Raw genomic sequence first — 12,526 nt, 5'->3', positions numbered from 1 at the left:
GGGAGATAAGTGAATTTATTTTTTAAGGCAGAGCCGAGTGTTAAATATTTTTTTTTGCTGATTTCCTTAGCAGCTATGGCAATCCTAAAGCTTGTGGAGGGGAGAGAAGGGTTAATGCTGGAAACGCTAGAAAAATATGGGGACTTCTCGATGAGTGCTCTCCTGAACTCAAAGACTTACAAACGCGAATCCAAAATTTATTAGGCTCTTAAATATACGAGATTTACGCATCAAGACCAAAGAAACCGGGTTTTTTACCGAATCTGTGGACTACCACGAAGTATTACCGCAAAAAACCCGGTTTCTGACCATGAATTTCAAAGGTGGTATCCGCCACGTGATTTATCCGTGGAATCAATCCCAAATCGAAAATCAAAAATCCTTGCGTCCCCCGCATTTATCTCGCGCAAGTCAATCGAAAATCTAAAATCTAAAATCGATTGACCACTCGTGCGATCGCCCTTTCTCCTATTCTTCCCTCTCCTGCAACCACCGATCGTACAAATCCAGCCTGCGCGATCGAGTTCTTTCAATTTGCTGTTCCCTGCGCCAGCGAGCAATTTCTGCGTGATTACCAGACAGCAACACGTCGGGCACCTTCAATCCCCGAAAATCCGCCGGTCGAGTGTACTGCGGATAATCCAAAAGTCCGTCCTCAAAACTCTCAAACTTTAGCGAATCTTCCTTGGCCACAGTTCCCCGCAGCAATCGCAAAACCCCATTAATCAAAGCTAAAGCTGGAATTTCGCCTCCCGTGAGAACAAAGTCGCCCAACGATACCTCGCGAGTGACTAAATGCAGGACTCGATCGTCCACACCTTCATAATGACCGCAAATCAATACCAACTGATCGCGATCGGCAGCCAACTCCCGAAACATCGCCTGCTGCATCGGTTCCCCCTGGGGAGTCAGCAAAATCACCTCCCGCCGTGGCAAAACCGGCAGCGACTCCACCGCAGCAAAAATCGGTTCCGGTTTCATCAGCATCCCCACTCCGCCCCCGTAAGGCTCATCATCGACTCGCTGGTGCTTGTCTGTGGTAAAATCGCGGGGATTGACAAAATTCACCTCAGCAATCTTTTTAGCTAAGGCTTTGCCCATCAGTCCCGACTCTAGGGGAGCCCGGAAAAATTCTGGAAATAGGGTAACAACGTCAAATCGCACAATTATTGGAATTTCATTGATACATCACCTCTAGTTTGACCTTTAGGGGGAGTTCAGTTTTCAGTAATTGCTTTATTCTTTATAATTTCTTATAATTTCTGAAAATTTTGGCAAGTTAAATTCTCTTCCTTTGTCGGCGGGCCGGTTTTGTACAAAAATAATCTGTTTTTCATGACAGCGACTGCAAGTAAACTCGCCCCCAAACAACTGCGGGATCGCGCGATCGCCGATCGCACCTCGCTGGCACCAAAAAATATTTATTCTTAAAAAGCCCCATTCTACCCACAGCCACGGCAAAATTGAATTTCACATCCAACAGAGGAAGACACACCATGCAGCAGTTGACATCTCAAGCCCTTGAACACAATATTCCCCCGCGCACAAAAACCTCGATTATGGTCATCGGGGGAGCCGAAGACAAAGTTCACGGGCGAGAGATTCTGAACACCTTTTTTTGCCGTGCTGGGGGTGCAAACGCTCGGCTGGCGATCGTTCCGTGCGCTTCGCGAGATCCCGAAGGAATTAGCAACCGCTACCGCACAATATTTGACGAAATGGGCGTTAGCGCAGTCAAAGTAGTAGACATCCGCGAACGCGAACAAGGCGAAAACCCCGTCTGGAAAGATTACTTAGAAGACTGTACGGGCGTATTCATCACAGGGGGCGACCAACTGCGGCTTTGTGGGCTCCTGGCGGACACCCCGCTGATGGAGAAAATTCGCAAAGAAACTCTCGAAGGCAAGATTACCCTCGCTGGCACCAGCGCGGGTGCTGCGGTGATGGGATATCACATGATTGCAGGCGGTGGGAGTGGCGCCCCGCCGAACCGCTCTTTAGTAGACATGGCAAACGGACTTAACATTATTCCTGAGATCATCGTAGACCAGCATTTTCACAACCGCAATCGCATGGCTCGCTTGCTGTCGGCTGTGGCTTGTCATCCCGATCGCATCGCTATTGGTATTGACGAAGACACCTGCGCCTTGTTTGAGGGAGACGATACTATGAAAATTCTCGGTAAAGGCACTGTGACTATTGTTGATTCTAGGGAAAATTTTTATACCAATGAATCTATGGTAGGAGCGACAGAACCCTTAAGTCTGTTCAATATGCGCTTGCACGTTCTGTGTCACGGAGATTGCTACAATATGCCCCAAGGCAAACCCATGCCATCGGGAGCGTGTTCCGAGTCTGGCTGGCCCCCCGAATGCCGCACAGCCAACTAAGGTAGAACATCTCTTGTCATTGATTCGGCAGAAATTAGGCGGCATTCCGGCCGAATCATGGATACAACAATAGAATAGATGCCGAAGCAGCCACGGTCTGACCCCAGGAGACCGAACCACAGAAAATTCTAGCTTCAGGCTTTGAGTTTTTGCTAGCCATGTACCTGTAGTTTTTAGCCGATCGCAGGGGCATGAATTTTAAATTGGGTAGCCCATAACTGGAAATTCACTCCCAAACTGTTCGCAGCGAACAGTCGATCGAGCAATCTAGATCGAAATTGAATAAATGCTCCAATTATCTATAAGATTTCGCGCCCCATACCCCTCTAACTGCCATGAAAATACTTAAAATCCAGACATTACGCGGCCCCAACTACTGGAGCATCAGACGCCAGAAACTCGTCCTGATGCGTCTGGATTTAGAGGAGTGGGCAGATAAAACCACAGCGGAAATTCCTGGATTCTATGAAGGGTTGATCGCCGCACTTCCGAGTTTGAACGACCATCACTGTTCTCCAGGCCATCAGGGAGGATTCCTGCAACGGGTCAGAGAAGGCACAATGATGGGACACGTAATCGAACACGTCGCCCTCGAACTTCAGGAAATGGCAGGAATGCCGGTCGGGTTCGGCCGTACCCGCGAGACTGCGACCCCAGGTATTTACCAAGTAGTAATCGAGTATCAAAACGAACAAGCCGGTCGCTATGCAGCCCGGGCGGGCGTGCGGATGTGCCAAAGTATTGCCGATACAGGCACTTATCCAGCAGCCGAATTAGTCCAAGATTTGAGAGACCTCAAAGAGTTTGCTGCGTCGGCGGCCCTGGGGCCGAGCACGGAAACACTGATTAAGGAAGCAGAAGCGCGCGGCATTCCTTGGATACCTTTGAGCGCCCGGTTTATGATTCAACTCGGCTACGGGGTTCACCAAAAGCGGATTCAGGCAACTCTGAGCAACCGGACGGGAGTTTTGGGGGTAGAACTTGCCTGTGACAAGGAAGGTACCAAAAATATCCTCGCTAGCGCAGGCGTGCCGGTTCCCAGAGGGACGGTGATTCATTATTTGGACGAATTGCGCGGGGCGATCGAAGATGTCGGCGGTTTTCCGATCGTCCTCAAACCCCTAGACGGCAACCACGGCCGCGGCATTACGATCGACATCAATTCCTGGGAAGCAGCAGAAGAAGCCTACGACTTAGCCAGCGCAGCATCAAAAACAAAAAGCGTCATTGTCGAGCGCTATTACGTCGGCCGCGATCACCGAGTATTGGTAGTCAACGGGCAAGTCATAGCAGTCGCAGAACGAGTACCCGCTAACGTCGTAGGTAACGGCAAGTCTACAGTAGAACAGCTTATTGAAGAAGTAAACCGCGACCCGCAGCGAGGAGACGGACACGACAACGTGCTCACCCGGATCACGATCGACAAATTGTCCCTGGATTTGCTGCAAAAACAAGGATACGCGATGGACTCCGTAGTGCCCGCCGGCGAAAGAGTATTTTTGCGCGCGACAGCAAACTTGAGTACCGGTGGCATTGCAGTCGATCGCACCGACGAAATCCACCCAGAAAACGTCTGGCTGTTTTCCAGAGTCGCCAAAATTATCGGTTTGGACATCGCCGGCATTGACGTAGTAACTCCCGACATTTCCCAACCCCTGCGCGATGTCAACGGCGTCATCGTCGAAGTCAACGCAGCACCGGGTTTCAGAATGCACGTCGCCCCAAGTCAAGGTTTACCCCGCAACGTCGCCGGCGCCGTCTTCGATATGCTATTCCCCTCGCCTCAACCCAGCCGGGTGCCAATTTTAGCGGTAACGGGAACCAACGGCAAAACGACAACCACTCGCCTGCTAGCCCACATTGTCAAGCAGACAGGTCAGATTACCGGCTATACAACTACCGACGGCACTTACATCGGCGATTATTTGGTCGAAACCGGAGACAATACCGGGCCCCAGAGTGCTCAATTGATTTTGTCCGATCCGACGGTGGAAGTGGCCGTGTTGGAAACTGCCAGAGGCGGAATTTTGCGATCGGGCCTCGGCTTCGATCAGTGCGATGTCGGCGTCGTCTTGAACGTCGCAGCCGATCACTTGGGCATTGGCGACATCGACACCGTGGAACAACTGGCCAAACTCAAGAGCGTCCTCGTCGAGTCGGTAATGCCCAAAGGCTATGCAGTTTTGAATGCAGACGACCCGCTAGTATCACAAATGGCGCAGCGTGTCAAGGCTCAAATTGCATATTTTTCCATGAACCCGGACAACGAACTGGTTGCCAAACATACCGCGGCGGGCGGGCTGGCAGCGATTTACGAAAATGGGTACTTGTCGATCTTAAAAGGCGATTGGACGCTGAGAATTGAGCAGGCTGTGAACGTGCCGCTGACGATGGGCGGGCGCGCGCCGTTTATGATTGCTAATGCTTTAGCAGCTTGTTTGGCGGCTTTTGCCCAAGGATTGAAAATAGAAGATATTCGCGCTGCTTTGTCAAGCTTCCAAGCATCCGTCGGTCAAACTCCCGGAAGGATGAATTTGTTTAATTTGGGCACCTATCACGCTTTACTCGACTACGCCCACAACCCCCACAGCTACAAAGCTTTGGGCAGTTTCGTGCTGAATTGGCCGGGACGGCGGATCGGGGTAGTAGGTGCCCCCGGAGACCGGCGAGATGAAGATTTTGTCACGCTGGGCAAACTTTCGGCCGAGATGTTCGATCGTATCATTGTCAAAGAAGATATTGACAGGCGCGGCCGAGAACCCGGTGTTGTGGCAAAGTTAATTTGCCAGGGAATTGCCGAGGCGATTTCTGCCGGAACCGCAAACAAATCTCAAGTTGAATACGAGTTGATTCTCGACGAAACAACGGCCGTTAACAAGGCTTTAGACGAGGCGCCGGCCGGCAGTTTGGTAGTAATTTTACCTGAAGGTGTCAACAAAGCTTTGAGTTTAATTGAAGCCCGGAAACCGATTAAGGAATCTGTGGAAGTGCAAAATGGTTTAGATCGATCGAAGTCACAGGAAAGTTTAAAACCGACCGTTGTGAATCAAGGCTAAACTCTTAAGTCTCATTTAATTAATAGGTTGGGTTACTTGTGTTAAACCCAACCTATTTGTTTGAGAAATTACGTAATTCCTGATTTTTATGGAACCTGCTATACTTAAGAAAAACTTTGTAAATCTTCCTCAGATAGCTGAGCTATTTTCATTAAGGCTCTCAAGGTTCCAACTTTCAAATCTTGATTTCGGTGAACAGGAATTGACAAAATTTGTTCTAGTTCCGGGTTTTCATAGATATGATGACTGCCGGTAACTCTTTTCAAAACCCAACCTTTATGCTCTACTATTTTGCAAAGTCGCTTGCCAGAAATAGATTTCCTACAGCAATTTCCACAACTCTATCTGTGGAGGCAATTGCTTCACGACTATTAGCAACTTCGAGCCAACCTTCAATAGCATCTTTTAAATTAATTATTACTTCTTCTATCGTTTCTCCTTCGGTAATGCAGCCGGGAAGCGCTGGAACTTCTGCCCAATAGCCACCTTCTTCTGCAGGATGTACGATCGCTCTAATTTTCATAGATTTATTGAGGTATTTTTGAAGCACTAAAGCCATAAAAACCGGGTTGCCAAGCAAAATCTTCGTTGTGAACGATCGACTTTAAGGCAGAAACCGGGTTTTTGACTCCGCCTGTATCTAGGAATATCGTCAAGTATATTATAGCAAATATCAATAGTAAAGCGTCCTAACCGCCTGGTTGCTATAAGCTGTTCTACATTTAAACTGTGTGTCAAAAATCAATAAAACTCTTGTGGGACGGGCTTCTAGCCTATCCCGATTTTCCAATTTAAATGCGTAACAGCTTAAAGCAAAATCGCAAGATAAATCGAAAATTCAAACCGATCTAATTATAGAATCAGGAAAAAGCAAGCAACAGGGTTGAAACATGAATGAAGCCGATCGCACGCGAGTCGAAACATTCATCACACGCTGGGCAGGTTCTAGCGGTAACGAACGGGCAAACTACCAGTTGTTTTTTGCCGAAATGTGCGATGCGCTGGGAGTCGATCGCCCTTTTGATAAAGGCAGAATTCCCAACGATCCCTACTGCTTTGATAAGGATGTCAAAATTTTTCACCCCAGCGGCAAAGTAACTCCGGGGTTTGTTGATTTTTACAAAGCCGATCATTTTTTAATCGAGGCAAAACAGGGCGGAACAACGAGCAAAAAAGGAACGGCAAAGCGGGGGACAAATACCTATTTGCGAGAGATGGAAAAAGCGTTTGTGCAGGCAGTTGCCTATACCCGCAGTCTCAGCAGCAAACCGCCCTTTTTGTTAACTTGCGATATTGGCGATCATTTTGAATTATGGATGGGTTTTAGCGGGGATTATGGCGGCTATGGGGCGCGGCGAGAAATTGGGCTAATTGAGTTGCAGAAAGCCGATGTTTTCGATTTGTTTGTGGATATTTTTAGCAATCCGCAGCAGCGCAATCCAGAGAAAATTGCAGCGCGGGTGACGCGGGAAGTAGCGGCGGATTTGGCAGAGTTGGCGAAGCGGATGGAGGGGAATGTCGATCCGCAGCAAGTCGCGCAGTTTTTGATGCGCTGTATTTTCACCATGTTTGCTGAGGATGTGGGGTTGTTGAAAGAACATTTGTTTACGCAGGCGCTGGAAACGCGATGGATTCTCAATCCGAAGACGTTTAAGCCGGAGGTAGAGGCGCTGTGGGAGGCGATGAATGAGGGGACGAGTTTTGGTTTTCATGGCAAACTGTTGCGGTTTAATGGGGGATTGTTTGCGGAGTCGCAGGCGTTTGCGTTGACAAAGGCGCAGTTGGAAGTTTTGTTGCAGGCGGCGAAGCGGGATTGGTGCAAAGTGGAACCGGCGATTTTTGGGACGTTGTTGGAAAGGGCGCTGGATTCTAGGCAACGGAGTAAGTTGGGGGCTCATTATACGCCGCGATCCTATGTGGAAAGGTTGGTAAAGCCTGTGGTGATGGAACCTTTGGGCGATCGCTGGATTGCGGTACAAGCGGAGGTTAAACAGTTGCTCAACGCGGGAGAATCGGAACCGACTGCAAATCAAAGGAAAAAGGCGATATCAGTTTTAGAGGCATTTCTGACGGAGTTACAACAGGTGAAGATTCTCGATCCGGCGTGCGGATCTGGTAATTTCCTGTATGTGACATTGGATTTGTTGAAGGGGTTGGAATCGGAGGTGTTGCGACGCTTGGAGGATGTCACCGGATCGGCGCAGTTGCTGTTAGATATTGCTCAAGTTAATCCGAGTCAGTTTTTGGGAATTGAGATCAATCCTAGGGCGGCGGCGATCGCAGATTTGGTGATTTGGATTGGGTATTTGCAGTGGCATTTTCGGCGGTTTGGCGACATTCCGCCGATCGAACCTGTGTTGCGCGAGTACAACAATATTGAATGCCGGGATGCCGTGTTGGCCTATGACGGGAGGGAACCGGATGTGGATGCGGCGGGGAAGGTGAGAACTCGCTGGGGCGGAAGGATGATTAAAAGTCCGGTGACGGGGGAAGATATTCCCGATCCTACAGACAAAGTAACGATTTATCGGTATTTAAATCCGAGGGCGGCCCAGTGGCAAAAGGCAGATTATATTGTCTCGAATCCGCCGTTTATTGGGAATAAGAGAATGCGTGAGAGCCTTGATGACGGGTATGTTGAATGCTTGAGGAAGACTTACCAAAACTTGTCAGATACGGTTGACTTTGTAATGTACTGGTGGGAGAAGGCAGCAAATCTTGCCAAGTCGAAGAAAATTCAAAGGTTTGGCTTTATTACAACAAATAGTATTGTTCAATCATTCAATAGGAAAGTTCTAGACCATTATGTCGGCGATAAACAAATATCTCTTTACTTTGCTATTGCCGATCATCCTTGGACAGATAGTAAAGATGGTGCTGCTGTACGTATTGCTATGACTGTCGTGACACCCGAACCGTCAATTTCAGGCTTTTTGATGAAAGTCAAGTATGAATCTCAGGGAGAAAATGAAAATGAAATTTTAAAATTTGAGGTATTTAAGGGATTGATTAATTCTGATTTGACTGTTGGCCGTGATACAGTCAAAATGAAACCGTTAAAATCAAATGATGGCATCTCATTTCAGGGTGTTATTCCATTAGGCACAGGGTTTATAATTGAAGAACATGATTTCCAACAGCTTGATTTAGACAAGCAGAATTTGCCGTCAGTCATCAGATCGTATGCGATTGGGAGAGATTTAGTTCAAAGTTTTCAGAAAAAGTGGATTATTGATTTTTTCGGTCTATCTAAAGATGAAGCCTCTCAACAGTTTCCTCTATTATTCCAAAGGCTTCTAACAACAGTTAAGCCATTTCGAGATCAGCAAAATAGAAAATCAAATCGGGAGAATTGGTGGCTTTTTGGCGAGAAAAGACCAGGATTAAGAAAAGCTGTCAACAATTTGAATCGATTTATTGTCACGCCAGACACTTCTAAATTTAAGCCATTCTTTTTTGTTGATAGTGATGTTTTGCCGGATGTTCAGCTTTACACAGTCGCATCAGATGATGCCTGGATTTTAGGCATTTTAGAATCCTTAGTACATCAAAAGTGGCTTAAAAAGATTGCACCGCGAATGGGCAAGGGAAATGATTTGCGATGGAAACCGTCAATTGTCTTCGACCCCTTCCCCTTCCCCGACCCCACCGATACCCAAAAACAAACCATCCGCGAACTCGGAGAACGCCTCGACAGCCACCGCAAACGAGTCCAAACCACTCACCCCGAAGTCACCATCACCGGGATGTACAACCTCCTCGAAAAACTCCGCCAAGGCGAACCCCTCGACGACAAAGACAAAGCCTTCAAGCAAAAAGCCCTAGTCTCCACCCTCAAACAAATCCACGACGAACTCGATGCCGCCGTATTTGCCGCCTATGGTTGGGAACCCACCCTCACCGACGACCAAATCCTGGAAAACCTCGTCACCCTCAACGCCCAACGCGCCGAGGAAGAACGCAACGGACTGATTCGCTGGCTACGTCCCGACTACCAAGCCCCCGGCGAAACCTACGTGCAACCATCCCTTGCAGGTATCACCACTGGAACCGAAACCTCGATCGCCCCCACGGAACAACAACCCTTCCCCAAAACCCTCAAAGAGCAACTTTGGGCCATCCGCGACTTATTCCGCACCCAAAGCGGCGAATGGACAGCCGCCCAAGTCACCGCCCATTTCAAAGCAGCCAGCCGCAAACAAAAAGTCATTCTCGACTGTTTAGAAAGCCTCGAAGATTTGGGGATTTTGCTCAGTCATAATGAAGGTGGCATGACTTTCTGGCATCTCGCAGAAGTTGGAAATGCCACATAAGCTGGGCTTGGCAATTGTTATGTCCAATCCTCCAAAACCAGTCCTGGCACTTGTGCAAAATCTTGTCGATTTCGCGTCACTAAAATTGAGTTATTAACCAAAGCAATGGACGCAATCCGCAAGTCTTGTGTCCCAATTCGTATTCCCTGACGGCGCAGCGCCAAATATTGCTCGCAAGCTGATTCGGTAAAATCCAGAACGAGAAAATCGTTGAGAAATTTAACAGCCGATCTCAAACCCACATAAGCCCAAGTTAAGCGTTGCTTCTGTCCGGGTTGCGAAGCTTGACGAATTGCATTGAACCAGCCCTGAATCAATTCCTCAACATTGATGACAGTAATAGCAACATCCCTGGTATGGAGAGCTTCAAAACGTTGCAATATGAGTGGATTAGAGTGTTGCAGCAGTGTGATATGGTCGGTATCGAGAATATATTGAGTCATAGGGTCTCAGACTCAGGAAAATCGATATCGGCATTTCGATCGTGGCGATATGCTTCAACATATTTCGTGACTTCATTCAGCAACGGATTACATCTCAAAAGAGGTGAAACATTCAACATCGGACGCGCCTCATACCAAGCAATCCGATCGTCAATTTCTGGCTGATTATCCAGATAAAAGCTAATGGCATCAAACACTTGAGCCGCCGTCACGAGTTGAAGTAACTTCTGTGGGATTTCTTCAGGCTTTATTCCCGATTTCCAAAACACCACAATATCCCGTACAGTAACTTGAGTGTCTGCAATAATCGGTTCCCCCTGCAAAACTTCAGGATTGCGGGTGACATAGCGAGAAATTCTTGTAGGAGACAGCGAACTGGTCATAACGACCTCATCAAAAAATGTAAACCAGCTTTCATCTTAGCATAGTGGACAGAAGACGCCTATCGGGTATTCTATATTGCTAGATTTGAAGAAGCTATTACGTTTTCGCCGTGTTTATAACTGCTTCATTCACTTAGATATCAAAGATGGAAATAGAGCGATCGCCTTTTACCTTTTGACTTACGCATGGGGGCCGGTGAAACCGGGTTTTTTGGCTGAGAATACGCGTGACAGCCCGCAGATTTCGTCAAAAACCCGGTTTCTTCGATCGCGCCTGGGTAAGTCCTTTTACCCCTTAACTACCGCCCACTGAGTCACCGGCGCAAGCGGCTTCCAACCCTGAAAAGAACCGATCGCCCCTACTCGCTGAATCCCAATTCTAATGAGTTCCCCGCCATAACGATCGTGCCATTGCAAAACTTTAAACTCGCTCTCAACTGTCACCGCATTAACAACTAATCGGCCGCCTTCACCTAAAGCATTCCAGCAAGTTTCCAGCACAGCTTCTGCGGTGACACCGCCGCCGATGAAAATAGCATTCGGTTGAGGCAAATTTGTCAGGGCTTCCGGCGCTGATCCCGCCACAATTTCGAGTTCGGGAACGCCGAAAGTCGAGGCATTTTCGGCGATGTATTGCAGTCGAGTTGGGTGGCGTTCGATCGCGATCGCCCTGCACCGAGGATGACTCCGCATCCATTCGATCGCGATCGAACCGCAGCCCGCCCCCACATCCCAAAGCAACTCTCCGGGAATCGGTGCTAACGTTGACAGAGTAACGGCTCGAACCTCCCGCTTGGTAAGTTGTCCGTCGTGGCGATAAGCAGCATCCGGCAAACCCGCAGTTCGGGGGAGGATAAGAGTTTGTCGATCGGCTGCAACTGCGATCGCGATCGTGTTCAAATCAGCCAAATCCGCTGCATTCCAGGCTGCTGCGACCCCCTCGCTCCGACGTTCCGATCCCGATCCCATCCGCTCGAACACAGTCATCAAACTGCTACCAAACCCCCGCTGTGTCAACAATTGTGCCACCTTTCCCGGCGTGTGTCTGTCAGCGCTCAACACCAGCAAGCGCGCCCCCGGCGAGAAAGCAAGGGCGATCGATGCGATCGGGCGATTTGTCAAACTGAAAGTCTCAACTTGGGCTAATGGCCAACCCAAACGGGCGCAAGCAAGACTAAAAGCCGATGCCGCCGGAATTACAGTCATTTCCGAAATGGGAATCTGGCGCGACAGCGTGACGCCGATGCCGTGACACATGGGATCGCCGCTTGCGAGCACGCACACAGACTGTCCCCGGCGGCGGATGATTTGATCGACTGTTGCTTGTAGGGGCGAAGCCCAAACCAATTTTTCGCGGGTGTCGTCGGTTGGTAGCATTGCGAGGTGACGGGCACCGCCGACAACGACTTGAGATTGAGAGAGGAGGGTAAAGGCGATCGCACTCAATCCCGAAAGTCCGTCTTCGCCAATCCCCACCACCGAAAGCCATTTGTGCATTGCACCCTTACTGCTAATCTCGTTTCCGGCTGCATTGGAATCATCAAACTCGATCGTCATCACTCATTAGTTATTAGTTATTAGTTATTAGTTATTAGTCGTTAATCATATTATGTCCGCTCGAACAACCAGAATAAAATTGGTTTATAGTGAGGACGGAAGTCCTCATAAAACTCGCTCGGACTTCCGTCCTCACTACAAAAGTTATAACGGTTATTTTACCAGACTAGATAGGGAGCATCTCAGTTTTGCTTTTACTCTGGGTGCGATCGTCCCCCTCGCTATATGTATATACTGTGCTGTGCGGGATGCTCGCACTCCAAAAAAACGGTTTTTACTCGCAGCACAGATGCTCCCACTAGATATGTGATATCAAATCCGGTAGCATCGTCCTGTATTCATCTCTGTATTCTCTCCCTCTGCGTTCTCTGCGCCCTCTGCGGT

The 12,526-nt window shown here is 48.6% G+C and carries 10 protein-coding genes; 4 read left to right on the top strand and 6 right to left on the bottom strand.

Translation table 11 applies throughout. The features are described 5' to 3' along the window. Positions 1–468: 468 nt before the first annotated feature. Complete coding sequence (trmD, locus tag QUB51_RS25805) at positions 469–1,164, bottom strand: tRNA (guanosine(37)-N1)-methyltransferase TrmD (protein WP_333057488.1); 696 nt, start codon at positions 1,162–1,164, stop codon at positions 469–471. 332 nt (positions 1,165–1,496) lie between these two features. Here trmD and QUB51_RS25800 point away from each other — a divergent pair, with 332 nt between their 5' ends. Both QUB51_RS25800 and cphA read left to right on the top strand, forming a co-directional pair. Further along, positions 1,497–2,390 (top strand): cyanophycinase, encoded by an 894-nt coding sequence (locus QUB51_RS25800; protein ID WP_333057489.1) that lies wholly within the window; start codon positions 1,497–1,499, stop codon positions 2,388–2,390. A gap of 335 nt (positions 2,391–2,725) precedes the next feature. After that, positions 2,726–5,446, top strand: a complete 2,721-nt coding sequence (gene cphA / locus QUB51_RS25795) for a cyanophycin synthetase (protein WP_333057490.1) — start codon at positions 2,726–2,728, stop codon at positions 5,444–5,446. Positions 5,447–5,550: 104 nt separating this feature from the next. Here the strand turns inward: cphA and QUB51_RS25790 are convergent, their stop codons facing one another. Continuing rightward, positions 5,551–5,712, bottom strand: coding sequence for a type II toxin-antitoxin system HicA family toxin (locus QUB51_RS25790; protein ID WP_293247374.1), 162 nt, complete (start codon positions 5,710–5,712; stop codon positions 5,551–5,553). Positions 5,713–5,732: 20 nt separating this feature from the next. Continuing rightward, the gene (locus QUB51_RS25785; protein ID WP_333057498.1) at positions 5,733–5,969 is read right to left on the bottom strand and encodes a type II toxin-antitoxin system HicB family antitoxin; all 237 of its coding nucleotides are present in this window, start codon (positions 5,967–5,969) and stop codon (positions 5,733–5,735) included. A 367-nt stretch (positions 5,970–6,336) separates the two neighbouring features. On the opposite strand from QUB51_RS25785, the gene QUB51_RS25780 reads away from it, so the two are divergent. Further along, positions 6,337–9,759, top strand: coding sequence for a DNA methyltransferase (locus tag QUB51_RS25780; protein WP_333262704.1), 3,423 nt, complete (start codon positions 6,337–6,339; stop codon positions 9,757–9,759). A 17-nt stretch (positions 9,760–9,776) separates the two neighbouring features. Here QUB51_RS25780 and QUB51_RS25775 read toward each other — a convergent pair whose 3' ends face one another. The 3 genes from QUB51_RS25775 to cbiE all read right to left on the bottom strand — a co-directional run bounded on the left by QUB51_RS25775 (position 9,777) and on the right by cbiE (position 12,142). Beyond that, positions 9,777–10,202, bottom strand: a complete 426-nt coding sequence (locus QUB51_RS25775) for a type II toxin-antitoxin system VapC family toxin (RefSeq protein ID WP_333211501.1) — start codon at positions 10,200–10,202, stop codon at positions 9,777–9,779. Further along, positions 10,199–10,585, bottom strand: coding sequence for a DUF433 domain-containing protein (locus tag QUB51_RS25770; RefSeq protein ID WP_333057493.1), 387 nt, complete (start codon positions 10,583–10,585; stop codon positions 10,199–10,201). The genes QUB51_RS25775 and QUB51_RS25770 overlap by 4 nt, the downstream gene beginning before the upstream one ends. Before the next feature lie 288 nt (positions 10,586–10,873). Continuing rightward, entirely contained in the window at positions 10,874–12,142 is a 1,269-nt protein-coding gene (gene cbiE / locus QUB51_RS25765) for a precorrin-6y C5,15-methyltransferase (decarboxylating) subunit CbiE (protein ID WP_445243061.1), read from the bottom strand. Between the two features lie 52 nt (positions 12,143–12,194). Between cbiE and QUB51_RS25760 the strand changes: the two genes are divergently transcribed. Then, entirely contained in the window at positions 12,195–12,452 is a 258-nt protein-coding gene (locus QUB51_RS25760; protein ID WP_333057494.1) for a hypothetical protein, read from the top strand. The last annotated feature ends 74 nt before the right edge of the window (positions 12,453–12,526 follow it).

The organism is Microcoleus sp. AT8-A3 (genome assembly GCF_036705675.1).
GTDB lineage: Bacteria > Cyanobacteriota > Cyanobacteriia > Cyanobacteriales > Microcoleaceae > Microcoleus.
The sequence above is the reverse complement of the archived record's forward strand: the minus strand, read 5'-3'. Positions and strand labels throughout refer to the sequence as shown.

Excerpts from the sequence above, each read along its gene's own strand:
- QUB51_RS25800 (WP_333057489.1), top strand. The coding sequence starts at position 1,497 with ATGCAGCAGTTGACATCTCAAGCCCTTGAACACAATATTCCCCCGCGC.
- cphA (WP_333057490.1), top strand. The coding sequence starts at position 2,726 with ATGAAAATACTTAAAATCCAGACATTACGCGGCCCCAACTACTGGAGC.
- QUB51_RS25785 (WP_333057498.1), bottom strand. The coding sequence starts at position 5,969 with ATGAAAATTAGAGCGATCGTACATCCTGCAGAAGAAGGTGGCTATTGG.
- QUB51_RS25780 (WP_333262704.1), top strand. The coding sequence starts at position 6,337 with ATGAATGAAGCCGATCGCACGCGAGTCGAAACATTCATCACACGCTGG.
- QUB51_RS25775 (WP_333211501.1), bottom strand. The coding sequence starts at position 10,202 with ATGACTCAATATATTCTCGATACCGACCATATCACACTGCTGCAACAC.
- QUB51_RS25770 (WP_333057493.1), bottom strand. The coding sequence starts at position 10,585 with ATGACCAGTTCGCTGTCTCCTACAAGAATTTCTCGCTATGTCACCCGC.
- cbiE (WP_445243061.1), bottom strand. The coding sequence starts at position 12,142 with ATGACGATCGAGTTTGATGATTCCAATGCAGCCGGAAACGAGATTAGC.
- QUB51_RS25760 (WP_333057494.1), top strand. The coding sequence starts at position 12,195 with ATGTCCGCTCGAACAACCAGAATAAAATTGGTTTATAGTGAGGACGGA.